The organism is Paraburkholderia heleia NBRC 101817 (assembly GCF_000739775.1).
Lineage (GTDB): Bacteria > Pseudomonadota > Gammaproteobacteria > Burkholderiales > Burkholderiaceae > Paraburkholderia > Paraburkholderia heleia.
The window spans coordinates 44,740-68,087 of record NZ_BBJH01000040.1; the positions used below are offsets into that span (position 1 = coordinate 44,740).

Consider the following 23,348-nt stretch of genomic DNA (forward strand, 5'->3'; position numbering starts at 1 on the left):
TCTGGGGCAAGTTCGGAGATTAAGCCCATTCGCGCGCGCGGCAAAACGATTTCTATGGCGCGCTCTTGTGATCTACACTCACAAGCATGGTACGTCCCCTTCCTCCCTTTCCTGCGCTGCGCGCGTTCGAGGCCGCTGCGCGGCACAACAGTTTCTCCGCCGCGGCGGGCGAGCTCAATGTGACTCACGGTGCCATCAGCCGGCAGGTGGCCGCGCTCGAGGCGTGGGTCGGCGTGCAGGTGTTTCACCGGCACGGCAAGCGGGTCGCGCTGACCGAGGACGGGCGGCGCTACCTCGCCGCCGTGCAGTCGGCCTTCGACGATATCGCGCGCGCAACCAGCCAGTTGCGCGACACGGGCATGGTCCACGTGCTGCGCGTGAGTGCGCTGCCTACCTTCGCGATGAAATGGCTGCTGCCGCGGCTTTCGCAGTTTCAGCGCCTCGCGCCGAACGTCGAGTTGCGCCTGTCGACCTCGAACGCGCCGGTCGAGACGCTCGAAGGCTTCGACGTGGCCGTGCGGCGCGGTCCGGCCCACTGGCCCGACTGCGAGTCCGGTCATTTTCTGGACGAGATGGAACTGCCGGTGTGCAGTCCGGCGCTGCTCAAACGCGCGCCGATTCATCAGGCGAGCGATCTTGCGCGCCACGTGCTGCTGCATTCGGACACGCGTCCCGATGCGTGGCGCATCTGGCTCGCAGCCGCAGGCGTGAAAGCCAAATGCCGCAAGAAGCAGTCGTTCGACCACTTCTATCTGGCCTTGCAGGCCGCCGTGGATGGTCTTGGTGTCGCGCTCGGCCCGCTGCCGCTGCTCGACGACGAACTTGCATCGGGGCGCCTCGTCACCCCGCTCGCGGGGCCGCATCTCGACGCGCGCGGCTACTGGTGGGTGGCGCGCCGCGAGATGGCGCAAGCGCCGCTCGTCCTGCAGTTTTGCCGCTGGCTGGAAGAGCAGGCGAGCACGCGGGCGCCGCTCGGTGCGTCCCGCGCGCAAAGCAAGAGGGGAGTGATGCGCTAAGGCGCGAGCGCTGCGCAGGCCTGCGAAAACATGAACCGCAGGCCATCCGCACGCCGCGCCGCGAGCGATGCATCAGAGATAGAACATCCGGTCTTCGTCGGAGTCGCGGTCGCGGCGCGCCGGGTGCTCCTTGCCGGTATCTTCGGCGGTATCCGCATCTTCGTAGAACTTGAGAACGGCTTCGAGCACCTGGTCCGGGTCGTCGATCACCTGCATCAAGTCCATGTCTTCGGGATTGATGAGGCCCATGGGCACGAGCGCCGAGCGGAACCAGTCGAGCAGGCCCTTCCAGAATTCGGCGCCCACCAGAATGATGGGCACGTGACGCGACTTTTTCGTCTGGATGAGCGTGAGCACTTCGGCCAGTTCGTCGAGCGTGCCGAAGCCGCCGGGCATGACGATCACGGCGTCCGAGTTCTTCACGAAGGTGACCTTGCGCGTGAAGAAATGGCGAAAGCGCAGCGAGATGTCCTGCCACTGGTTGCCCGACTGCTCGTGCGGCAACTCGATGTTCAGGCCCACCGAAGGCGACTTGCCCGCATGCGCGCCCTGGTTCGCGGCTTCCATGATGCCGGGGCCGCCGCCGGAGATCACGGCGAAGCCCGCATCGGACACCTTGCGCGCAATGGTGCTGGCGAGCTGGTAGTACTTCGACTCCGGTTTCAGGCGGGCGGAACCGTAGATGCTGACCGCTGGCCGGATCTCGGACAGGTACTCGGTCGCCTCGATAAACTCTGCCATAATCGTGAACATCTGCCACGATGCGCGGGCCTTCTTGGCCGTCGCGCGCTCTTGATCTGCGAGTGAACGCAGACTCGGAATCACTTTTCTCTTGTCCATAATGCCTGAAGAACTACGCGTGGAAACGAAGCTACAAAATGAGCTGGAAGGTAAGACCCTGTTGCTGGTCGACGGTTCTAGCTATCTCTATCGGGCCTTCCATGCGATGCCGGATCTGCGCGGTCCTGACGGCGAACCCACGGGCGCGCTGTACGGCATCATCAACATGCTGCGTCGCATGCGCAAGGACGTTACGGCAGAGTATAGCGCGTGCGTGTTCGATGCAAAGGGCAAGACGTTCCGCGACGACTGGTACCCCGAGTACAAAGCCAACCGGCCTTCCATGCCCGAGCCGCTCGCTGCACAAATCGAGCCCATTCACACGGCTGTGCGCGCGCTCGGCTGGCCGCTCCTGATGATCGAAGGCGTGGAGGCCGACGACGTGATCGGCACGCTCGCGCGCGAGGCCGAGAAGCTCGGCATGAAGGTCATCGTTTCCACGGGCGACAAGGACCTCGCGCAGCTCGTGACGGACCGCGTCACGCTCATCAACACGATGACGAATGAAACGCTCGATCGCGAAGGCGTGATCGCGAAGTTCGGCGTGCCGCCGGAGCGCATCGTCGATTATCTCTCGCTCATCGGCGACACCGTCGACAACGTGCCGGGCGTGAACAAGTGCGGCCCGAAAACGGCGGTGAAGTGGCTCACGCAATACGACTCGCTCGACGGCGTGATCGCCCACGCGGATGAAATCAAGGGTGCCGTGGGCGGCTATTTGCGCGACGCGCTCGACTTCCTGCCGATGGCGAGAAAGCTCGTCACCGTGGAAACGGCTTGCGATCTCGCGCCGCATCTAGAGTCGATCGAAGCCGCGCTCGCCACGCGCGCCGAAGCGCGCGAAGAACTGCGCGATATCTTCACGCGACATGGCTTCAAGACCTGGCTGCGCGAAATCACCGAAGCGAGTCAGCAGAGCGAGACGGTGCCCGCCGCAACCAGAGGCGACGCGCCCGAAAAAGATGCGAACGTGCAGCCTGCGCTGTTCGTCGATGCCCCGCGCCATTACGAAACGATCCAGACGTGGGACCAATTCACCGCGTGGCTCAGCAGGATCGAAGCCGCCGAACTCACCGCGTTCGACACCGAGACCACGGCGCTCGACCCGATGGTCGCGAAGCTCGTCGGCATGTCGTTTTCGACGCAACCTGGCGTGGCCGCCTATTTGCCGCTCGCGCATCGCGGCCCGGACGCGCCCGATCAACTGCCGCAGGACGAAGTCCTCGCGCGCCTGAAGCCCTGGCTCGAAAGCGAGAAGCACAAGAAAGTCGGCCAGCACATGAAGTACGACGAGCAGGTGCTCGCGAACTACGGTATCGAGCTGAACGGCGTGGAGCACGACACGCTGCTCGAATCGTATGTGCTCGAATCGCATCGCAGCCACGACATGGACAGCCTCGCGCTGCGCCATCTCGGCATCAAGACGATCAAGTACGAAGAGGTGGCGGGCAAGGGCGCGCAGCAGATCGGCTTCGACGAAGTCTCGCTCGACAAGGCCGCCGAATACGCCGCCGAAGACGCCGATGTCACGCTGCAACTGCATCGTGCGCTCTACCCGCAGATCGCGCCTGAGAAGGGGCTCGATTACGTCTATCGCCAGATCGAATTGCCCACCTCGCGCGTGCTGCGCAAGATGGAGCGCAACGGCGTGCTGATCGACACCGAAAGGCTCGAAAAGCAGAGCGCGGAAATTGCCGTGCGGCTCATCGCGCTCGAACAGGAAGCGTACGCGCTCGCGGGCGGCGAATTCAATCTGGGCTCGCCCAAGCAGATCGGCCAGATCTTCTTCGAGAAGCTGCAGCTGCCGGTCGTGAAGAAGACGCCCAGCGGCGCGCCTTCCACCGACGAAGAGGTGCTGCAAAAGCTCGCCGAGGATTATCCGCTGCCCAAGATCCTGCTCGAGCATCGCGGTCTTGCCAAGCTCAAGTCCACGTACACCGACAAGCTGCCGCGCATGGTGAATGCGCAAACGGGCCGCGTGCACACGAACTATGCGCAGGCCGTGGCGGTCACGGGCCGTCTGGCGTCGAACGATCCGAATCTGCAGAACATCCCCGTGCGCACCGGCGAAGGCCGGCGCATTCGCGAGGCGTTCATCGCGCCGCCGGGGCACAAGATCGTTTCCGCCGACTACTCGCAGATCGAACTGCGCATCATGGCCCATATCTCGGGCGACGAGTCGCTGCTCGCGGCGTTCGCACGCGGCGACGACATTCACCGCGCCACGGCTTCGGAGGTGTTCGGCGTCACGCCGCTCGAAGTGAGCGCGGACCAGCGGCGCATCGCCAAGGTCATCAATTTCGGCCTGATTTACGGCATGAGCGCGTTCGGGCTCGCATCGAATCTCGGCATCACGCGCGACGCAGCGAAGCTCTATATCGACCGCTATTTCGCCCGCTATCCGGGCGTTGCGCGCTATATGGACGAAACCCGCATGGACGCGAAGTCGCGCGGCTATGTGGAGACCGTGTTCGGCCGCCGCCTGTGGCTGCCCGAGATCAACGGCGGCAACGGCCCGCGCCGCCAGGCCGCCGAGCGCGCCGCCATCAACGCGCCCATGCAGGGCACGGCCGCCGATCTCATCAAGCTGTCCATGGTCGCGGTGCAGAAGTGGCTCGACGAACGCAAGATCGGCACGAAGATGATCATGCAGGTGCACGATGAACTCGTGCTCGAGGTGCCGGGCGACGAACTCGCCGAAGTGCGCAAGCGCTTGCCCGAGCTGATGTGCTCGGTGGCGCAGCTCAAGGTGCCGCTCGTCGCCGAAGTGGGCGTGGGCGAAAACTGGGAGGAGGCGCATTGAAGGCGCATCAAGGTGCTTAGTGAAGCTGACTAAGTACATACTGAATGCGCAGTGCCGCAAAAGCCGTAACCAGGACGTAATCAGGACGTAACTGCGCGCGCGCGATAAGGCAAGCCTTGCGTGCGTGATGTCGCGAATGCGCGCCGCAAGGGTTGCCGCCGCGCGCTCCGTCAGCCGACAATGATTTGATCGAAGGCCGGTGCCTCGCACGTCATGTTGTCGATGTATCGGCCTTTCTATCGCCTTTCGACATGCACGGAGAGTCTATGCATCGCTTTATCGTTGTGGGAGGAGGCGCGGGCGGGCTGGAACTGGCAACACGGCTCGGCGATCGTTACGGCGAGGCGCGCGCGAAGCGGGGCAAGCCGCAGGCGGCATCGATCACGCTGGTCGACCGTAATCCGACGCATATCTGGAAACCGCTCCTGCACGAAGTCGCGGCGGGCAGCATGGATCCGTTCACGCATCAGCTCGAATATCCGGCGCAGGCGCGCTGGCACGGCTTCGAGTTCCAGCAGGGCGAGCTGACCGGGCTCGACCGCGCGGCGAAGCGCATCACGCTCGGGCGCGTGCTCGACGAAGACGGCGCGGAAATGCTGCCCGAGCGCGTGCTCGAATACGACACGCTCGTGCTCGCCATCGGCAGCACGACGCATTTTTTCGGCGTGCCGGGCGCGGCCGAGAATTCCATCGCGCTCGACACCGTCGAGCAGGCCGAGCGCTTTCGCAAGCGCCTGATCGCCGCGTGCATGCGCGCCGAACATCAGGCTCCCGAAAGAATCGCGGTGGAGGTGACGGCAGACGACCTCGCGCCGGTCATGAATGCAGGCGCCGAGCCGCGCGTGCAGGTGGCGATCATTGGCGCGGGCGCAACGGGCGTCGAGCTCTCTGCCGAACTGCGCAACACCGCCCAGGTGCTGTCGGCCTATGGGCTGCACAAGCTCGATCCGCGCCACGATGTGGGCATCGTGCTGATCGAGGCGGGTCCGCGCATCCTGCCCGCGCTGCCCGAACGCGTGTCTTCGGCGACGGGCGAATTGCTGAACAAGCTCGGCGTGAAGCTGCTGACGAGCGAACGCGTGATCGAAGTGGCGCCTGGCGTCGTGCGCACCGCGAGCGGCAAGAACCTGCGCGCGGACCTCACGGTCTGGGCGGCGGGCATCACTGCGCCGGCTGTGCTCTCGCGGCTCGACGGCCTCACCGTGAACAAGCTCGGCCAGCTGATCGTGCGCCGTACGCTGCAAACGGAACTCGACGACAACATCTTCGCGCTCGGCGACTGCGCGGCCTGCGAATGGCCGGGCCACGAGCGCGGTGTGCCGCCGCGCGCGCAGGCCGCCCACCAGCAGGCCACTTTTCTGTTCAAGTCACTCGGGAATCTGCTCGCCGGCAAGCCGCTGGAGGAGTTCACCTATCGCGACTTCGGCTCACTGGTGTCGCTCGGCCACTTCAGCGCGGTCGGCAATCTGATGGGCGGGCTGATCGGCGGGAATATGTTGATCGAAGGGTTGTTTGCCCGTTTCATGTACATGTCGCTGTACCGGCTGCACATCGCGGCGCTGCATGGCTACGCGCGCATGGTGCTCGACACCTTCGCGCACTGGCTGCGCCGCACGACGCTGCCGCGCGTGAAGCTGCACTGAGCGGCCGCATCGAGCGGCGCTTGCGTCCGGGGCGCGGCGTTATTCTGCCTGTTTCCGCTGTTTGACCTCCAAGGAGCGCTGCATGCTGAAACCCGAAGTCGATAGCCTCGTCCCGCACGTGCCGTTCAACCGGCGTACCTTCATCAAGGCGGCGCTCGGCAGCGGATTCGCCGCCGCCGTGCTGCCCGTTTCCGCGCAAACCATCCACACCGACAGCGAGGGTCTCGAAGCCGGCGAGATCGGCTTCCAGTCGGGCGGCACGCTCATTCCGGCGTATCGCGCCCAGCCGCGCGGCAAGACGCACTTGCCGGTCGTCATCGTGATTCACGAGATCTTCGGCGTGCACGAGCATATCGCCGACGTGTGCCGCCGCTTCGCGAAGCTCGGCTATCTCGCCATCGCGCCGGACTTCTTCGTGCGCCAGGGCGATGCGTCCGTGTACCCGACAATTCAGCAGATCAACGACAACATCGCGAGCAAGGTGCCCGACGCCCAGGTGATGGGCGACATCGACGCGGCCGTTGCCTGGGCAGGCGAGCATGGCGGCGACACGAAGCGCGTGGGCGTGAACGGCTTTTGCTGGGGCGGGCGCTATGCGTGGCTCTATGCGGAGCACAACCCGCACATCAAGGCGGCGGTGGTGTGGTATGGGCGCGTGGCGGGCCCGCACACGGCGAACGCGCCGAGCAATCCGCTCGATCTCGCGAACACGCTGCAGGTGCCGGTGCTTGCCATGTACGGCTTGCAGGACACGAGCATTCCGCAGGACACGCTCGAGCAGATGAAGGCCGCCATCGCGCAAGGTCCGCAGGGTGGACGCAGCTCGCAGATCGTCGTGTACAACGACGCGGGCCACGCGTTCTTCGCGGACTACCGCCCGAGCTATCGCAAGGCCGATGCGCAAGACGGCTGGAAGCGCGCCATTGCGTGGTTCAAGGAGCACGGCGTGGTGTGACGCCGTGCCCCGTTCCGGGCTCCCGGCTTAGGGATTGGGACCCGTCGCGACCGGCCGTGAAGGATCGGCGCTCCACTCGCTCCACGAACCGGGGTAGAGCGCCGCGCCGTGCAGGCCGGCAATCTCCATCGCGAGCGCATTGTGGCAGGCGGTCACGCCCGAGCCGCATTGCAGGACCACGTGTTCGGGCGTGATGCCCGGCAGCACCGTCATGAAATCCTCGCGCAGCGCATGCGCCGACTTGAAGCGGCCGTCCGGCGCGAGATTGTCCTGATAAAACCGGTTGCGTGCGCCAGGAATATGGCCGCCCACCGGATCGATCGTTTCGTTCTCGCCGCGGTAGCGGTCGGCGGCGCGCGCGTCGACGACCGTGAGTTCGTGCGTGGCGAGATTGCGGACGACGGCCTGCGCGTCCACCGTCACCTGGAGCGGCGCGCCGGCCTTGAAGGTGCCGCGCGCGGGCGTGGGCACGTCGCGCACGAGCGGCAAGCCTGCGGCTTCCCACGCATTGAGGCCGCCGTCGAGCACGGCCACCGAGTCGTGGCCGAGCCAGCGTAACAGCCACCACAGGCGCGCGGCGTAGGCGCCGCCTTGCGCGTCGTAGGCCACGACCTGCTGGCCTTCGTTGAGCCCGCGCAGCAAGAGCGTGGCGACGAGCGCCGAGCGGTCGGGCAGCGGATGGCGGCCGTTCTTGCCCGTCTTCGGGCCCGAGAGGTCGCGGTCCAGATGCAGGTATTGGGCGCCGGGCAGATGGCCGAGCGCATAGGCGTTCTCGCCCGCGGCGGGGTTGGCGAGATCGAAGCGGCAGTCGAAGACCAGCACGCTGCCCGGCGCGGCGGTCAGGCGTTCGTGCAGATTGGCGGCCGAGATCAGCGTGGTGTGATGCGTGTGGGGCATGACGGCTCCTTGAATCGTGCAAGGCCGCCATCTCTGGCTATGCGACGGCCCGGTGCCGTCAGTCTAAACAAAAAGACGGGCCGGGGCCCGTCTTTCGGTGATGCGTTCGAGATGCCCGAGGCTCGCGCCTGGCCGCGCGTCAGATCGGTCCCAGCTCACGGCGCAGGAACTCGTGGAAGTGCTGCATGCCGTCTTCCATCGGGCTCTGGTACGGCCCCACCTCGGAAACGCCGCGCTCGAAGAGCGCACGGCGGCCGGCGTCCATGCGCTCGGCAATCTCGTCGTCTTCGATGGCGGTTTCCATATAGGCGGCGCGCTCGGCCTCGACGAACTCGCGCTCGAACAGCGTGATTTCCTCGGGGTAATAGAACTCGACGACGTTCGTCGTTTTCTGCGTGCCCTGCGGGATGAGCCACGAGACCACGAGCACGTGCGGATACCACTCGATCATGAGATTCGGGTAGTACACCATCCAGATCGCGCCGAACTCGGGCGGCACGCCGTTGCGAAAACGCAGGACCTCGTCGTGCCACTTGCGGTACGTCGGGCTGCCCGGCTTGCCGAGGCGGTTGTGCACGCCGACCGTCTGCACGCTATACCACTCGCCGAACTCCCACTGGAGGTCGTCGCACGACACGAAGTTGCCGAGGCCCGGGTGGAACGGCACGACGTGATAGTCTTCCAGATAGACCTCGATGAAGGTCTTCCAGTTGTAGTTGCACTCGTGAACCTCGACGTGATCGAACATGTAGTCCGTAAAATCGAGGTGTTTCGCCGGCCCGAGGCGCGCGAGATCGCGCGCGACGTCGCGGCCCGCGGATTCGAACAGCAGCCCGTTCCACTTCTGGAGCGGCGAGCTGTTCAGGTTCAGACACGGCTTGTCCGCGAAGTGCGGTGCGCCGAGCAGTTCGCCCTTGAGGTCATAGGTCCAGCGATGCAACGGACATACAATGTTGTCTGCCGTGCCGCGACCGTTTAGCATGATGGCCTGGCGATGCCGGCACACGTTCGAGAGCAGCTCGATGTCGTTGCTCTTGTTGCGAACGAGCACGCGGCCTTCTTTCTCGCCGGGCAGCGCAAAATAGTTTCCCGCCTCGGGCACCATGAGTTCGTGCCCGACGTAGCGGGGACCCTTCTGGAAAAGCGTGTCGATTTCGCGCTTGAGTAGCGCTTCGTCAAAATAAGCGGTGACTGGCAGCTGGCTGTGGATAGACTTCAGCTGCAATGCATTGCTCAGATTGGACATTCCCACTCCCGATGAAGACGTGAAAGCAGTGAACAACCCAACCATCGAAGATTCGATTTAGGGAGCCGGCGATTATACCCGGTTACCCCGTCGTGGGGTAGCTAAGTGACTGATTTTTGCCAAAATTACAGCGGAAAGACGGCAGGAATCCAGGAAATATGAGACAAATGCACGGGTAATCGGGCCTGCTGGAACCGATTTGTACTGGCCCCGAGCGTGTGGTCGAGAGGGCACACAAGCCGGCGAGCGGGTCGAAAAGGGCCTTTTGCCGTAGAATGTCCGCCTTGTTTCATTCTGGCGACGACTCATGGCGAAATCCGCAACGAAAGACCGCGCTGGCGCGGGCGAAAGCGCAGCCGGGCTGGCCGAGGGCGAAGCCCTGCCCGAGAGCTACGAGGCGGCGCTCGCGGAGCTCGACGGGCTCGTTGCGCGCATGGAAGGCGGCAGCCTGAGCCTGGAAGAATCGCTTGCAGCCTACCGCCGCGGCGCGGCGCTCGTGCGCTTCTGCCAGCAGCAGCTCGAAAAGGTTGAACAACAGGTGCGCGTGCTCGACGGCGAGACGCTGCGGCCCGTGCCTCTCAATACGACAGACTCCGCAGCGGGCGGAGACGACGATCTATGACATTTGACCAATGGACCCGGCAGGTACTCGACCGGGTCGAAAGCGCGCTCGATCACTATTTGCCGGCTGCCGACGTGCTGCCGGCGCCCCTGCACGACGCCATGCGTTATGCCGTGATGGGCGGCGGCAAGCGGGTGCGTCCGCTTCTGTGCCACGCGGCGGGCGAACTCACGGACGCCACGCCGGAAGCGCTCGACGCGGCGGCCTGCGCGCTCGAAATGATCCATGTGTACTCGCTCGTGCACGACGACATGCCGTGCATGGACGACGACGACATGCGTCGCGGCAAACCCACCGTACACGTCAAATATGACGAACCGACGGCGCTGCTGGTGGGCGACGCGCTGCAGTCGCAAGCCTTCATCACGCTGACCTCCGATGTGCTCGATGCCCGGCACCAGGCTTCGCTCGTGCGCGAACTCGCGCTGGCCAGCGGCTCGATCGGCATGGCCGGCGGCCAGGCCATCGACCTCGCGAGCGTAGGCCATTCGCTCACCCGCGAGCAGCTCGAAACGATGCACCGCCTGAAGACCGGCGCGCTCTTGCGCGCCGCGGTCCGCATGGGCGCGCTGGCGGGCGAAACGCCCTCGGCGGAAAGCCTCGCCGCGCTCGACAGGTACGCGGCGGCCGTGGGCCTCGCTTTTCAGGTGGTGGACGACATTCTCGACGTCACCGCCGACTCCGCAACGCTCGGCAAGACCGCGGGCAAGGACGCGAAGGACGGCAAGCCGACCTACGTGTCGATTATCGGTCTTGATGCCTCGCGTGCGCTCGCGCAGCAGTTGCGCGCCGACGCGCACGCGGCGCTCGAACCGTTCGGTGCGCGCGCTCAGCGCCTCGCCGAACTCGCTGACCTGGTGGTGAACCGGGTGAGCTGACCGCGCAACCCGCCCACGCGCATGAAACGGAAGTCATGTGCAAAAAAGTGCGGGAGCGCCAGTTTTCCTACAATGGAACGACGATGTACGACTTGCTGAAAACCATTGACGACCCGGCGGATTTGCGCCGCCTCGATCGCCGCCAGTTGCAACCGCTTGCGGACGAACTGCGTGCCTTCGTTCTCGAGAGCGTCTCGCAGACGGGCGGCCACCTGTCGTCCAACCTCGGTACGGTCGAGCTGACGATCGCGCTGCACTACGTGTTCGACACGCCGCGCGACCGCATCGTCTGGGACGTGGGCCATCAGACCTATCCGCACAAGATCCTGACGGGCCGCCGCGACCAGATGTCGACGCTGCGCCAGCTCGGCGGCATTTCGGGCTTTCCGAAACGCGACGAGTCGCCGTACGACACGTTCGGCACCGCGCACTCGAGCACGTCGATTTCGGCGGCGCTCGGCATGGCCATCGCGAGCAAGCTCAAGGGCGAGAACGCCATGGGTATCGCCGTGATCGGCGACGGCGCGATGACGGCCGGCATGGCCTTCGAGGCACTGAACAACGGCGGCGTGGAAGACGACGTCCCGCTGCTCGTCATCCTCAACGACAACGACATGTCGATTTCGCCTCCGGTCGGCGCGCTCAATCGCCATCTCGCGCGCCTCATGTCGGGCCGCTTCTACGCCGCCGCACGCGCGGGCGTGGAGCGCGTGCTGCGCCATGCGCCGCCGGTGCTCGACCTCGCGCGCAAGCTCGAAGAGCACGCGAAGGGCATGATCGTGCCGGCTACGCTGTTCGAGGAATTCGGCTTCAACTACATCGGGCCGATCGACGGCCACGACCTGGATTCGCTGATCCCGACGCTGCAGAACATCAAGGAACTGCGCGGCCCGCAGTTCCTGCACGTCGTGACGAAGAAAGGCCAGGGCTACAAGCTCGCCGAAGCCGACCCGGTGCTGTACCACGGTCCCGGCAAGTTCAACCCGGCCGAAGGCATCAAGCCGTCGGCGACGCCCGCCAAGAAGACCTACACGCAGGTGTTCGGCGAATGGCTGTGCGATGCGGCCGAACTCGACCAGCGCGTGGTCGGCATCACGCCGGCCATGCGCGAAGGCTCGGGCATGGTGGAGTTCGAAAAGCGCTTCCCGGACCGCTACTACGACGTGGGCATCGCCGAGCAGCACGCCGTGACGTTCGCGGGCGGTCTGGCGGCCGAGGGGTTGAAGCCCGTGGTCGCGATCTACTCGACCTTCCTGCAGCGCGCGTATGACCAGTTGATCCACGACGTGGCGCTGCAGAACCTGCCGGTCGTGTTCGCGATCGACCGCGCGGGCCTCGTCGGTGCCGACGGTGCGACGCACGCGGGCGCGTACGATCTCGCGTTCATGCGCTGCATCCCGAACATGATGATCATGGCGGCGTCCGACGAAAACGAATCCCGCCAGATGCTCTACACGGCGCTGCAGCAGGACGGCCCGACGGCCGTGCGCTACCCGCGCGGTGCGGGCACGGGCGTGGCGACCGTCAAGCAGATGGCCGCGCTGCCGGTGGGCAAGGGCGAAGTCCGCCGCGAGAGCAACGCGCCGGCAGGCAGCCGTATCGCGATTCTCGCGTTCGGCACGATGGTTGCGCCGTCGCTCAAGGCCGCCGAGGAACTGGACGCCACCGTGGCGAACATGCGCTTCGTGAAGCCGCTCGATGCGGACCTCGTGAAGCAGCTCGCCGAAACGCACGACTACCTCGTGACCGTCGAGGAAGGCTGCATCATGGGCGGAGCCGGTTCGGCCTGCGTGGAATCCCTCCTTGAAAGTGGGGTTATCAAGCCCGTACTACAATTGGGCCTCCCCGACCGCTTCATCGACCACGGCGACCCGGCGAAGCTGCTGGCGGGCTGTGGACTCGACGCAGCAGGGATCGCGAACTCGATTCGCGAGCGCTTTCTCGACAAGGCGGTGTCCGGCAAGTCGGTGATGCGCGTCGCCTGAGGCCGATCGAGATCGCGTAGCTTGCCTGGCGCCTCGCGCCTTGCAGCGGCCCAATTCACATTTGAACTGGCGGGCGGGTTTCTACCCGGCTTTCGCCAGCAAACGCCGGCTCATGCCGGCGTTTGCTATTTGCGCGCCGCGTACGGCGCGGCTTGAGGATAAGAACATGAATCAGATGAACCCGGCCTTCGTGATGCCGGACGTCCAAAGCTCCGTCGATACCCGTCAGATCGTGATCCAGCGCGTCGGCGTGAAGGCCGTGCGCCATCCGCTCACGGTGAAGACAGGGGCGGGCGACGTCCAGCCGAGCGTCGGCACGTGGAATCTCGACGTTCATCTGCCGGCCGACCAGAAGGGCACGCACATGTCGCGCTTCGTCGCGCTGCTCGAAGAGAGCAAGGCGCCGCTCGAGCCCGCCACGTTCCGCGCAATGCTGGCCGCGATGCTCGCGAAGCTCGAATCGCAGGCGGGCCGCATCGAAGTGACATTCCCGTATTTCGTGAAGAAAGTGGCGCCGGTGTCGGGCGTGGAAAGTCTGCTGGACTACGAAGTGACGCTCACGGGCGACGTGCGCAACGGGCAAACGCGCCTGTTCCTCGAGGTGCTCGTGCCCGTGACGAGCCTGTGCCCGTGCTCGAAGAAGATTTCGCAGTACGGCGCGCACAACCAGCGCTCGCACGTGACGATGAACGTCGAGTTCGAAGGCGATCTGCCGGTGGAGGACCTCATTCGCATCGCCGAAGAAGAGGCGTCCTGCGAGCTGTGGGGCTTGCTCAAGCGTCCGGACGAGAAGTTCGTGACCGAGCGCGCGTATGAGAACCCCAAGTTCGTGGAAGACCTCGTGCGCGACGTCGCCGTGCGACTGAACGCCGATGCGCGCGTGCTCGCCTATACGCTCGAAGCCGAAAACTTCGAGTCGATCCACAATCACAGCGCCTACGCCGTGATCGAGCACGACAAGCGCGCGGCGTAACGTCTGGCCGTCTGGTTGCGCCGTCGACAAAGAAGCCGCCCCTGGGGCGGCTTCTTTGACTATTGCGGCGGCAAACGGCTTACTGCTGCGCGAGCGACGACAAATCCCAGCGCGGCTTCACGGTGAAGGCGTAATCGCGCGTGGCCTGCTCGGGCCAGCGCGCGAGGCGCAGCGCACCCGCGAGCGCGATCATCGCGCCGTTGTCGGTGCACAGCGACAGGTCCGGGTAATGCACCTCGAAGCTGCGCTTTTGCGCCGCCGCCGAAAGCGTCTCGCGCAACTGCTTGTTCGCGCCCACGCCGCCCGCCACCACGAGGCGCTTCATTTTCGTGCGCTTGAGCGCGGCGAGCGATTTCGCGGCCAGCACCTCGACGGCCGCATCGACGAAACCGCGCGCGATATCGGCCTTGCCCTGCTCGCAGAGGTTCGTGCCGAGCTTCTTCACTTGCGTGAGCACGGCCGTTTTGAGGCCGCTGAAGCTGAAGTCGAGATCGCCCGAATGCAGCATCGGACGCGGCAGTTCGACCGCGCCTGGCGTGCCGAACTCCGCGAGGCGCGAGACTTCCGGGCCGCCAGGGTAGCCGAGGCCAAGCAGCTTGGCCGTTTTGTCGAAGGCTTCGCCGGCGGCGTCGTCGAGCGTTTCGCCGAGGGTTTCGTATATGCCCACGTCGGTCACGCGCATCAATTGCGTATGGCCGCCCGACACGAGCAGCGCGACGAACGGAAACGGCGGTGGCGCGTCGACCAGCAGCGGCGAAAGCAGGTGCCCTTCGAGATGATGAATGCCCACGGTCGGCCGGTTCCAGGCCATGGCGAGCGCATTGGCGATGCTCGCGCCCACGAGCAGCGCGCCCGCGAGGCCGGGGCCTTGCGTAAAGGCGATGGCGTCGATGTCGCTTTTCGCCGCGCCGCTCTTCGCGAGCACTTCTTCGAGCAGCGGCAGCGCGCGGCGGATATGGTCGCGCGAGGCAAGCTCCGGCACGACGCCGCCGTACTCGCGGTGCATGGCGATCTGCGAGTGCAGCGCGTGCGCGAGCAGGCCGCGCTCGCTGTCGTAGAGCGCGAGGCCGGTTTCGTCGCAGGAGCTTTCGATACCGAGAACGAGCATGGTATGGGACAGGGCAACGGCATTGCGCGGCGCAAGCACGCAAAAACCGGCGCGAAATCAAGAATTAACAGAACATAAAAGTATAGCAGCGCGCGTCGAAGCCGGTTGAGGGCCGCAAGCGGAGCCCTCGCGGACAACCCCCGCCGCCGCGCAGGTAGAATGCGCGCCATGGAATCTTTCGACATCGCCGTGATCGGCGCAGGGGCGGCCGGCATGATGTGCGCGGCGGTGGCGGGCCAGCAGGGCCGCCGCGTGGCGCTGATCGACCACGCGCCGCGCCTCGCGGAAAAAATCCGCATCTCGGGCGGCGGCCGCTGCAACTTCACGAACCTGCACGCGAGCCCGGCCAACTATCTCTCTCACAACCCGCATTTCTGCCGTTCGGCGCTGGCGCGCTACACGCCGCGCGACTTTCTCGCGCTGCTGCGCCAGCATCGCGTGACCTGGCACGAAAAGCACAAGGGCCAGCTGTTCTGCGACCAGTCGAGCGAGGCGATCATCGACGTCCTGCGCGCCGAGTGCGACGCGGGCCGGGTGGCGTGGCGCCGGCCGCTGCCGGTGGATGCGGTGAGCCACGCCGACGGCGCCGGCTTCACGCTCGGCACGCCGCAGGGCGAGATACGCGCGAAAGCGCTCGTGCTTGCGACTGGCGGCCTGTCGATCCCGAAGATCGGCGCAACCGACTTCGCGTATCGCGTCGCGAAGCAGTTCGGCCACAAGCTCATCGACACGCGCCCCGCGCTCGTGCCGCTCACGTTCTCGCAGGACGAGTGGGCGCCCTATGTGCCGCTCGCGGGCGTCTCGCTCGAAGTTCACGTGGCGACCGGCGAGCGCAAGACCGGCGGCGCGTTCGACGAAGATCTGCTCTTCACGCATCGCGGCCTTTCCGGTCCTGGCGTCCTGCAGATTTCGAGCTTCTGGCAGCCCGGCCAGCCGATCCGCGTGAACCTGTTGCCCGGGCACGACCCGGCGTCGGCGCTGATCGAGGCCAAGGGCGCGACGAAACGCCAGATCGGCAACCTGCTCGCCGAATGGGTACCGGGGCGTCTCGCGCACGTGTGGCTGGAGGCGCATCAGGTGAAGGCCGACGCGCGTATTGCCGATCTGCCCGATAAGACGCTGCGCAAGATAGGCGAAGGGCTCGCCCAATGGACGCTCACGCCCACGGGCACCGAAGGCTACAAGAAGGCCGAAGTCACGCGCGGCGGCGTGGACACGCGCGAGCTCTCCTCGGCGACGATGATGAGCCAGCGCGTGCCGGGCCTCTATTTCGTGGGCGAAGCCGTGGATGTGACGGGCTGGCTTGGCGGCTACAACTTCCAGTGGGCGTGGGCCTCGGGCGTCGCGGCCGGAGAGGCCGCCGCCCAATATGCGCTGGGCGCAGGCTGATTTCCCGACCGATATGCATCGCCGAATCTCTCGCGCTTGACCCCTGTCATGGCTGGCTGGGCGCCCTGGGTTCACGCTTGAACGCCTGACCACGAGGAAAAGGTACGCAACGTGAATCGAGAGGAACAGCAGCATAGCGGGGAAATGCGCGGGCAAATGCGCGGGCAAATGCGCGGGCCACTGCGGCGAATCATGATCGCGGTGGACGATTCGAGCGCATCGACGCAGGCACTGCGTTTTGCGTCGCGTGTGGTGCCGCGCGACGCCCAGGTCCGTGTCGTGTGCGCAGCCGAACAGCCAGGCGCGTGGAATGCCGGCGGCGCTTATACCGCGGGCGATGCATGGCTGTCGGACGCGCTCGGCGCGGTGCGCGACGAATCTCTCCACGCCGCCGAGCGCACGCTCGAACAGGCGATGTCGGCGTTCAACGGACAAGCCGCCCTGGTCGAAGGGCAGGTGGTCGGTCTCTCCGCCGAGGCTGGCGCTGTCGTGCCTGCGCTAGCCAATGCGGCGCGTGACTGGCAGGCCGACATGCTCGTCGTCGGCACGCGGCACCAGGGGCGCATGAAGCGCTGGATCGACGGTTCGGTTTCGGGCGCGCTCGCGGTTTGCGCGCCGTGTCCGCTGCTGGTCGTGCCCGTGGAGTACGAGGAAGCGAACGCTCACGCGCCGCTCGCCCGCATCCTGCTGGCGACGGACGGCAGTCCGGTCTCGGCGCAGGGGATTGACGCGGCGCTTCGTCTGGCCGAACCGCAAACCGCTCTACGCGCGGTTTATGTCGTGGACCGCAGCAGCGTGGCCGGCGACCCGGTGCCGGGCTCGGTGCTCGAAGATGCGCTCGCCGACCTCGGGCGCAAGGCGCTCGCCAGCGCGCATACGCAGCTCGACGCGTCAGACCGCGCCTATGAAACGGCGCTCGTGGCCACCGCGCGCCTGCGCGACGACATCGCCCACACCGTTTTGCGCGACGCGCAGGACTGGCAGGCCGATCTGGTCGCGCTGGGTACACAGGGCCGGCGGGGCGTCGCGCGCTGGCTGCTCGGCAGCGTCGCCCAGCGCGCCATCGAGATCACGCATGTGCCGCTGCTGCTGGTCGGGCCGGGCGTTGCCTGATGCCGCGCAGCCCCGCCGGGGAAGGCTCCGGCGGCGCTCGGTCCGGTTGCCGGAATTGGGGGTTTCCCCCCAAACCGGCACGCGATGCCCCAACCCGGAACTGCTATACTCAATCTTCTTTACCCCCGATCCGTTATTGGAAAATGACGACCATCCGCGTAAAAGAAAACGAACCCTTTGAAGTTGCCATGCGCCGCTTCAAGCGCACGATCGAGAAGAACGGTCTCTTGACCGAGCTTCGCGCGCGCGAGTTCTACGAGAAGCCCACGGCTGAACGCAAGCGCAAGAAGGCGGCGGCGGTGAAACGCCACTTCAAGCGTCTGCGCAGCCAGATGTTGCCGAAGAAGCTGTACTGATTCCGGCGTAGCCGTGGCGCGGGGCCGCGCAGTTCCGGCGTGTGCCTCGCGTAAATGTCGCGGCGACGTGGACAGCCGGTCCGCGGTCTCTGGTTTCATCGCGCCACGCGGCCGCCGCTGTCCTCTGGTGTGGTCGCAACCATGTCGAATTTGCGCCAACCCGCCTGGAAGCGTTTCCAGGCGGGTTTTTGCATTCCAGCAACCCCAACGTATTTCAGGTGAGTGATGAGTCTCAAAGACCAGATCAACGACGACATGAAAACCGCGATGCGCGCGCGCGAAAGCGAACGCCTCGCCACGATTCGTCTGCTGCTCGCCGCTATCAAGCAACGTGAAGTCGACGATCGCGTGACGCTCGACGACGCGGGCATCACGGCCGTCATCGACAAGATGATCAAGCAGCGCAAGGACTCGATCAGCCAGTTCGAGGCCGCGGGCCGCACCGATCTCGTCGAGAAGGAAGCCGCCGAACTGGCCGTCCTGACCGCCTATATGCCTGCGCAGCTCTCGGACGCCGAAATCGCCGCCGAAGTGCAGGCCGCCGTCGCCCAGGTGGGCGCAGCCGGCCCGCAGGACATGGGCAAGGTGATGGGTGTGCTCAAGCCGAAGCTGGCCGGGCGCGCCGACATGACGGCCGTTTCCGGGCTCGTCAAAGCCGCGCTCTCGAAGTAAGCGCTCCCGGCTCGCACGCGGCGCCGGCCCGGCCCAAGGGCGACGCCGCGAGGCCCGTACGTCACGCGTATGTTACGTATAGGGCCGCGCGAACCCCGGCTGCCCAAGCGCGCTCGCTTCGATGATTCCGCATTCGTTCCTGCAGGACCTGCTGAACCGCGTCGATATCGTCGACGTGGTGGGTCGCTACGTGCAGCTCAAGAAGGGCGGCGCGAACTTCATGGGCTTGTGTCCGTTTCACAACGAGAAGAGCCCTTCGTTCACGGTGAGTCCAACCAAGCAGTTCTATCACTGCTTCGGCTGTGGTGCGCACGGCACCGCCATCGGCTTCCTCATGGAGCACGCGGGCCTGACGTTCCCCGAGGCCGTCAACGAACTCGCCCAGTCGGTCGGCCTGACCGTGCCGCAAGAGCCTTCGCCCATGCGTGGCGGCGGCGCGGCGGGCGGCTATGCTCCGGCTGCCTCGAAGGCCGTTACCACGGCGCTTTCCGACGTCATGCAGACCGCCTGCGACTACTACCGCAAGGAGCTGCGCAGCGCGACCAACGCCATTCAGTACCTCAAGAAGCGCGGGCTCACGGGCGAAATCGCGGCACGCTTCGGCCTCGGCTACGCGCCCGATGGATGGCAGAACCTCGAAACTGCGTTTACCCACTATCGGGACGATGCGCTGGTCGAGGCGGGCCTCGTGATCGTCAGCGAGAAGCAGGACGCGCAAGGCCAGTCGCGCCGCTACGACCGTTTCCGCGACCGCGTGATGTTCCCGATCCGCAACGTGAAGGGTCAGGTCATCGGCTTCGGCGGCCGCGTGCTGGACAGCGGCGAGCCCAAGTATTTGAATTCTCCGGAAACGCCGCTATTTAACAAGGGCAGCGAACTGTACGGGTTGTTCGAGGCGCGCCTCGCGATCCGGGAACAGCGCTATGTTCTGGTGGTCGAGGGATATATGGACGTCGTCGCGCTCGCGCAGCTGGGTTTCCAGAACGCCGTGGCGACGCTCGGCACCGCGTGCACGCCGGTCCACGTGCAGAAGCTCATGCGTCAGACCGACACGGTGATCTTCAGCTTCGACGGCGACTCGGCGGGCCGCCGCGCGGCGCGCCGCGCGCTCGACGCGTGCCTGCCGCACGCGGCCGACAACCGCACGATCCGCTTCCTGTTCCTGCCCCAGGAGCACGACCCGGACAGCTACGTGCGCGAATTCGGCGCCGAGGCGTTCTCGGAGCAGGTCGAGCGGGCCATGCCGCTGTCCCAGTTCATGCTCAACGAGGTGCTGGCGGACAAGGAGCTGGACCAGCCCGAAGGGCGCGCCCGGGCGCTGTTCGACGCGAAGCCGCTGCTGCAGGCGCTGCCGGCGAACGCCCTGCGGGCGCAGATCATGCACATGTTCGCGGACCGCCTGGACGTGCCGGTCGAGGAAGTGGCCGCACTGTGCGAAGTCGACGCGCGCATTGCCCAGGCGGCGCGTCAGGCGCCCGCACGCAAGGACCGGCACGTGGTGACCGGTATCGAGCGCAAGGCGCTGCGCAACCTCGTGATGCACCCGCGCATCGTGCTGCAACTGGAGGAAGAGGCCGAAAAGGCGTTGATCGGACTGACGCGCCACGGCGAACTGTTCGAGGAAGTGACCACCCACGCGCGGGCGCTGGGCGACTCAGCGGAATTTCAGCTCCTTTCGGATCTGCTGAGAAATGGGGCCAATGCTCCAACCTTCGAGGAGATTTTTCGCGAAATTCTGGACTATGATGAAAACGTTCGGGATTTGCTGATGAAAAATCCGGAAGATGGCGCTGCGGTGGAGGAGCGCCGCGAGCAGGAGCGGCTCGTGAGCGAAGAATTGACGGCGGCAATCCTGAAGATGCGGTATGACGCCTGTTGCGAGCGGCTGGAAGCGCTTTCGCGGCAGTCGCGCCATACGCCCGAGGAACTTGCCGAATTGATGTCACTGAATCAGACGCGGGCTGACATGAAACGTCAGCTCGGTTTGTAGGGGAAGGGCTGCGCGGGGGGATTATTGCACTGCGTGGTAAAATAACAAGTTTTCAGCGGTTTGTTTTTGTTTTTTCCGGGTGGGCATAATGGGTTGGGGTAACCCGTGAATGTCCAGTTTTCCAGCAAGGGGCGGAATGGCAATGGCAAAGACTACAGGCGGAAAAAAGGCAACAGGCAAGGGCTCGACGGGGCCGACCAGCAAGGTCACAAAGGCCGCAGTTGCCAGTTCTTCCGCCCGGTCGTCGGGCAGTGAGTCCACCAACCGTTCTGAACCGGCTACCCGGAAGAGGTCGATGACTGTTTCGGCTGCGCGAGCAGCGCCTGGACGTGCGGCGAAAGCCGCTACGCAGCCGGCAACGAAGCGGTCCGGTTCGAGAAGTGCAAGGGAAGTGCCTGCCGTCGAGGACGATGCGGCAGAGCGCGAGGCTCAAGCATCCACGGTTCAAGAGGCTGTTGTCCAGCAGCCGCGAGTCGAGACACTAGCCGGTACGGCGAACTCCATGACGAAAAAGCTGAATGAAGTACCCGTCGATGACGACGCAAACCAGAGCGAAGACAGCACCCCCGCCGCGGGCAAGGTCGAAAAGACCACCCGTGCGCGCGACCGGCGAGCGAAGGAAAAGGCGCTGCTGAAAGACGCGTTCGCGTCGTCGCAGCCCGGCACCGTCGAGGAGCTTGAGGAGCGCCGCACGAAGCTGCGTGCGCTCATCAAGCTCGGCAAGGAGCGCGGCTTCCTCACCTATGCGGAAATCAACGATCACCTCCCGGACAACTTCACGGAAACCGAGGCGATCGAAGGCATCATCAGCACGTTCAACGACATGGGCGTGGCCGTCTACGAGCAGGCGCCCGACGCCGAAACGCTGCTGCTCAACGACAACGCGCCCAACGCTTCTTCGGACGACGAAGTGGAAGAGGAAGCGGAAGTCGCGCTCTCCACGGTCGACTCCGAATTTGGCCGCACGACCGACCCGGTGCGTATGTACATGCGCGAAATGGGCACGGTCGAGCTCCTCACGCGCGAAGGCGAAATCGAAATCGCCAAGCGCATTGAGGACGGCCTCAAGCACATGGTCATGGCGATCTCCGCCTGCCCGACCACCATTGCCGACATCCTCGCCATGGCCGAGCGCGTGGCGAACGACGAGATTCGCGTGGACGAGCTCGTCGACGGCCTGATCGATCCGAACGCCGAAGACACCGACGGCTTCAACGCGAAGGAAGCGGAAGAGATCGAAAACGAGGACGAAGAGGAAGAGGCGGAAGAGGAAGAAGAGGAGGAGGAAGAGGAGGACGACGGCGCGGCGCAGGCGACGGCCAACGCGGCGCAGCTCGAAGCCCTCAAGCGCGCCTCGCTCGAAAAATTCGCCCTCATCAGCGAATGGTTCGACAAGATGCGCCGCGCGTTCGAGAAGGAAGGCTACAAGTCGAAGTCCTACCTCAAGGCGCAGGAAACCATCCAGAACGAGCTGATGTCGATCCGCTTCACGGCGCGTACCGTCGAGCGCCTGTGCGACACGCTGCGTGCGCAGGTGGACGAAGTGCGCCAGGTCGAACGCCAGATTCTGCATACGGTCGTGGACAAGTGTGGCATGCCGCGCTCGGAGTTCATCGCGCGTTTCCCGGGCAATGAAACCGACCTCGAGTGGTCGGAGAAGATCGTCGGCGAGAGCCATGCGTATAGCGGCATTCTTTCGCGCAACATTCCGGCGATTCGCGAACAGCAGCAGCGCCTGCTCGATCTGCAGGCGCGCGTGGTGCTGCCGCTCAAGGATCTGAAGGAGACCAACCGCCAGATGGCGGCCGGCGAGCTCAAGGCGCGCCAGGCGAAGCGGGAGATGACCGAGGCGAACCTGCGTCTCGTGATCTCGATTGCGAAGAAATACACGAACCGTGGCCTGCAGTTCCTCGACCTGATCCAGGAAGGCAACATTGGCCTGATGAAGGCGGTGGACAAGTTCGAATATCGTCGCGGCTACAAGTTCTCGACCTACGCGACGTGGTGGATCCGCCAGGCCATTACGCGTTCGATCGCGGACCAGGCGCGTACGATCCGCATTCCGGTTCACATGATCGAAACGATCAACAAGATGAACCGCATTTCGCGGCAGATCCTGCAGGAAACCGGTCTCGAGCCGGATCCGGCAACGCTTGCCGAGAAGATGGAAATGCCGGAGGACAAGATCCGCAAGATCATGAAGATCGCGAAGGAGCCGATCTCCATGGAAACGCCGATCGGCGACGACGACGATTCGCATCTGGGCGACTTCATCGAGGACAACAACACGGTGGCGCCTGCCGATGCCGCGCTGCACGCCTCGATGCGCGACGTCGTGAAGGACGTGCTCGACTCGCTCACGCCGCGCGAGGCGAAGGTGCTGCGCATGCGCTTCGGTATCGAAATGAGCACCGATCACACGCTCGAAGAAGTGGGCAAGCAGTTCGACGTGACGCGCGAGCGCATTCGCCAGATCGAAGCGAAGGCGCTGCGCAAGCTGCGTCACCCGAGCCGTTCGGACAAGCTCAAGTCCTTCCTTGAAGGAAATTGAGATTGGTTAGCTTTAATGCACAGAAGTCATGTGCAAGATGGCCAGGCCGACTCGCTTTCGTGTAGTATGTCGGCCTGTCGTCGAAAAGCCCGGCCTTTGGGTAGACCGGGCTTTTTTGTTGACACGTCATCGTTGTTTCGTTTTGTCGCTACGCTGCGTAGCTTCGTGGGCCGGACGCCGTGTTGGTTGCAGGCAGCGGACTCATAATCCGCCTCCGAAAGGACGTCGTGGGTTCGAACCCCACCCGGCCCACCATTCGTTATTCCGTCAACTTCCGGGACGGTCCATTCGGATCTCCCAAACCGTTGCTG

19 protein-coding genes and 1 tRNA gene are annotated in these 23,348 nt (G+C 65.0%); 15 read left to right on the forward strand and 5 right to left on the reverse strand.

The window, feature by feature from the left end:
- The first annotated feature begins 86 nt into the window (after nt 1-86).
- On the forward strand, nt 87-1,016 hold the full coding sequence (locus tag BHE01S_RS28555; protein WP_042269863.1) for a transcriptional regulator GcvA: 930 nt from the start codon (nt 87-89) through the stop codon (nt 1,014-1,016).
- A 72-nt stretch (nt 1,017-1,088) separates the two neighbouring features.
- On the opposite strand, the gene BHE01S_RS28560 is transcribed toward BHE01S_RS28555, so the two are convergent.
- A complete protein-coding gene (locus BHE01S_RS28560; protein ID WP_028202964.1) occupies nt 1,089-1,856 on the reverse strand; it encodes an LOG family protein in 768 nt (255 codons plus the stop codon).
- 1 nt (nt 1,857) lies between these two features.
- On the opposite strand from BHE01S_RS28560, the gene polA reads away from it, so the two are divergent.
- From polA to BHE01S_RS28575, 3 genes are all read left to right on the forward strand, one after another.
- Nucleotides 1,858-4,659 carry a DNA polymerase I gene (polA, locus tag BHE01S_RS28565; protein ID WP_042269866.1) on the forward strand — a complete coding sequence of 934 codons (2,802 nt, stop codon included), beginning with the start codon at nt 1,858-1,860 and terminating at the stop codon, nt 4,657-4,659.
- A 266-nt stretch (nt 4,660-4,925) separates the two neighbouring features.
- Entirely contained in the window at nt 4,926-6,302 is a 1,377-nt protein-coding gene (locus tag BHE01S_RS28570; protein WP_042269868.1) for an NAD(P)/FAD-dependent oxidoreductase, read from the forward strand.
- A gap of 82 nt (nt 6,303-6,384) precedes the next feature.
- The gene (locus BHE01S_RS28575) at nt 6,385-7,257 is read left to right on the forward strand and encodes a dienelactone hydrolase family protein (protein WP_042269870.1); all 873 of its coding nucleotides are present in this window, start codon (nt 6,385-6,387) and stop codon (nt 7,255-7,257) included.
- A 27-nt stretch (nt 7,258-7,284) separates the two neighbouring features.
- Here the strand turns inward: BHE01S_RS28575 and BHE01S_RS28580 are convergent, their stop codons facing one another.
- Nucleotides 7,285-8,154: a sulfurtransferase gene (locus BHE01S_RS28580; RefSeq protein ID WP_042269871.1), complete on the reverse strand. Its 870-nt coding sequence runs from the start codon at nt 8,152-8,154 to the stop codon at nt 7,285-7,287.
- Between the two features lie 139 nt (nt 8,155-8,293).
- Entirely contained in the window at nt 8,294-9,400 is a 1,107-nt protein-coding gene (locus tag BHE01S_RS28585; protein ID WP_042269873.1) for an aromatic ring-hydroxylating oxygenase subunit alpha, read from the reverse strand.
- 307 nt (nt 9,401-9,707) lie between these two features.
- Here BHE01S_RS28585 and BHE01S_RS28590 point away from each other — a divergent pair, with 307 nt between their 5' ends.
- The 4 genes from BHE01S_RS28590 (at nt 9,708) to folE2 (ending at nt 13,858) form a co-directional block, all read left to right on the forward strand.
- Nucleotides 9,708-10,022, forward strand: coding sequence for an exodeoxyribonuclease VII small subunit (locus BHE01S_RS28590; RefSeq protein ID WP_028202970.1), 315 nt, complete (start codon nt 9,708-9,710; stop codon nt 10,020-10,022).
- Nucleotides 10,019-10,900 carry a polyprenyl synthetase family protein gene (locus tag BHE01S_RS28595; RefSeq protein WP_042269876.1) on the forward strand — a complete coding sequence of 294 codons (882 nt, stop codon included), beginning with the start codon at nt 10,019-10,021 and terminating at the stop codon, nt 10,898-10,900. The genes BHE01S_RS28590 and BHE01S_RS28595 overlap by 4 nt, the downstream gene beginning before the upstream one ends.
- Nucleotides 10,901-10,983: 83 nt before the next feature.
- Entirely contained in the window at nt 10,984-12,885 is a 1,902-nt protein-coding gene (dxs, locus tag BHE01S_RS28600; protein WP_042269878.1) for a 1-deoxy-D-xylulose-5-phosphate synthase, read from the forward strand.
- A gap of 166 nt (nt 12,886-13,051) precedes the next feature.
- On the forward strand, nt 13,052-13,858 hold the full coding sequence (gene folE2 / locus BHE01S_RS28605; protein ID WP_042269931.1) for a GTP cyclohydrolase FolE2: 807 nt from the start codon (nt 13,052-13,054) through the stop codon (nt 13,856-13,858).
- Nucleotides 13,859-13,937: 79 nt separating this feature from the next.
- Here the strand turns inward: folE2 and tsaD are convergent, their stop codons facing one another.
- Nucleotides 13,938-14,966, reverse strand: a complete 1,029-nt coding sequence (gene tsaD, locus BHE01S_RS28610) for a tRNA (adenosine(37)-N6)-threonylcarbamoyltransferase complex transferase subunit TsaD (protein WP_042269934.1) — start codon at nt 14,964-14,966, stop codon at nt 13,938-13,940.
- A 168-nt stretch (nt 14,967-15,134) separates the two neighbouring features.
- On the opposite strand from tsaD, the gene BHE01S_RS28615 reads away from it, so the two are divergent.
- The 5 genes from BHE01S_RS28615 (at nt 15,135) to dnaG (ending at nt 20,486) form a co-directional block, all read left to right on the forward strand.
- On the forward strand, nt 15,135-16,355 hold the full coding sequence (locus BHE01S_RS28615) for a BaiN/RdsA family NAD(P)/FAD-dependent oxidoreductase (RefSeq protein ID WP_042269880.1): 1,221 nt from the start codon (nt 15,135-15,137) through the stop codon (nt 16,353-16,355).
- A 192-nt stretch (nt 16,356-16,547) separates the two neighbouring features.
- Complete coding sequence (locus tag BHE01S_RS28620; RefSeq protein WP_167337718.1) at nt 16,548-17,468, forward strand: universal stress protein; 921 nt, start codon at nt 16,548-16,550, stop codon at nt 17,466-17,468.
- A gap of 143 nt (nt 17,469-17,611) precedes the next feature.
- The gene (rpsU, locus tag BHE01S_RS28625) at nt 17,612-17,824 is read left to right on the forward strand and encodes a 30S ribosomal protein S21 (protein WP_013434742.1); all 213 of its coding nucleotides are present in this window, start codon (nt 17,612-17,614) and stop codon (nt 17,822-17,824) included.
- Between the two features lie 225 nt (nt 17,825-18,049).
- Nucleotides 18,050-18,496 carry a GatB/YqeY domain-containing protein gene (locus BHE01S_RS28630; RefSeq protein ID WP_042269886.1) on the forward strand — a complete coding sequence of 149 codons (447 nt, stop codon included), beginning with the start codon at nt 18,050-18,052 and terminating at the stop codon, nt 18,494-18,496.
- Between the two features lie 121 nt (nt 18,497-18,617).
- The gene (gene dnaG, locus BHE01S_RS28635) at nt 18,618-20,486 is read left to right on the forward strand and encodes a DNA primase (RefSeq protein WP_042269888.1); all 1,869 of its coding nucleotides are present in this window, start codon (nt 18,618-18,620) and stop codon (nt 20,484-20,486) included.
- A gap of 21 nt (nt 20,487-20,507) precedes the next feature.
- Here dnaG and BHE01S_RS38530 read toward each other — a convergent pair whose 3' ends face one another.
- The gene (locus tag BHE01S_RS38530) at nt 20,508-20,747 is read right to left on the reverse strand and encodes a hypothetical protein (protein WP_167337717.1); all 240 of its coding nucleotides are present in this window, start codon (nt 20,745-20,747) and stop codon (nt 20,508-20,510) included.
- On the opposite strand from BHE01S_RS38530, the gene rpoD reads away from it, so the two are divergent.
- On the forward strand, nt 20,629-23,037 hold the full coding sequence (rpoD, locus tag BHE01S_RS28640; RefSeq protein WP_084069331.1) for an RNA polymerase sigma factor RpoD: 2,409 nt from the start codon (nt 20,629-20,631) through the stop codon (nt 23,035-23,037). The two genes, BHE01S_RS38530 and rpoD, sit on opposite strands and share 119 nt — an antisense overlap.
- Nucleotides 23,038-23,204: 167 nt before the next feature.
- Nucleotides 23,205-23,292: transfer RNA gene (locus tag BHE01S_RS28645), tRNA-Ile, on the forward strand.
- Nucleotides 23,293-23,348: the final 56 nt, after the last annotated feature.

Coding starts and splice junctions, on each gene's coding strand:
- BHE01S_RS28555 (WP_042269863.1), top strand. CDS start 87: ATGGTACGTCCCCTTCCTCCCTTTCCTGCGCTGCGCGCGTTCGAGGCC.
- BHE01S_RS28590 (WP_028202970.1), top strand. CDS start 9,708: ATGGCGAAATCCGCAACGAAAGACCGCGCTGGCGCGGGCGAAAGCGCA.
- BHE01S_RS28560 (WP_028202964.1), bottom strand. CDS start 1,856: ATGGACAAGAGAAAAGTGATTCCGAGTCTGCGTTCACTCGCAGATCAA.
- rpsU (WP_013434742.1), top strand. CDS start 17,612: ATGACGACCATCCGCGTAAAAGAAAACGAACCCTTTGAAGTTGCCATG.
- BHE01S_RS28575 (WP_042269870.1), top strand. CDS start 6,385: ATGCTGAAACCCGAAGTCGATAGCCTCGTCCCGCACGTGCCGTTCAAC.
- BHE01S_RS28620 (WP_167337718.1), top strand. CDS start 16,548: ATGATCGCGGTGGACGATTCGAGCGCATCGACGCAGGCACTGCGTTTT.
- BHE01S_RS28615 (WP_042269880.1), top strand. CDS start 15,135: ATGGAATCTTTCGACATCGCCGTGATCGGCGCAGGGGCGGCCGGCATG.
- BHE01S_RS28630 (WP_042269886.1), top strand. CDS start 18,050: ATGAGTCTCAAAGACCAGATCAACGACGACATGAAAACCGCGATGCGC.
- BHE01S_RS28580 (WP_042269871.1), bottom strand. CDS start 8,154: ATGCCCCACACGCATCACACCACGCTGATCTCGGCCGCCAATCTGCAC.
- BHE01S_RS28595 (WP_042269876.1), top strand. CDS start 10,019: ATGACATTTGACCAATGGACCCGGCAGGTACTCGACCGGGTCGAAAGC.
- polA (WP_042269866.1), top strand. CDS start 1,858: ATGCCTGAAGAACTACGCGTGGAAACGAAGCTACAAAATGAGCTGGAA.
- BHE01S_RS28585 (WP_042269873.1), bottom strand. CDS start 9,400: ATGTCCAATCTGAGCAATGCATTGCAGCTGAAGTCTATCCACAGCCAG.
- dxs (WP_042269878.1), top strand. CDS start 10,984: ATGTACGACTTGCTGAAAACCATTGACGACCCGGCGGATTTGCGCCGC.
- tsaD (WP_042269934.1), bottom strand. CDS start 14,966: ATGCTCGTTCTCGGTATCGAAAGCTCCTGCGACGAAACCGGCCTCGCG.
- rpoD (WP_084069331.1), top strand. CDS start 20,629: ATGGCAAAGACTACAGGCGGAAAAAAGGCAACAGGCAAGGGCTCGACG.
- dnaG (WP_042269888.1), top strand. CDS start 18,618: ATGATTCCGCATTCGTTCCTGCAGGACCTGCTGAACCGCGTCGATATC.
- folE2 (WP_042269931.1), top strand. CDS start 13,052: ATGAATCAGATGAACCCGGCCTTCGTGATGCCGGACGTCCAAAGCTCC.
- BHE01S_RS28570 (WP_042269868.1), top strand. CDS start 4,926: ATGCATCGCTTTATCGTTGTGGGAGGAGGCGCGGGCGGGCTGGAACTG.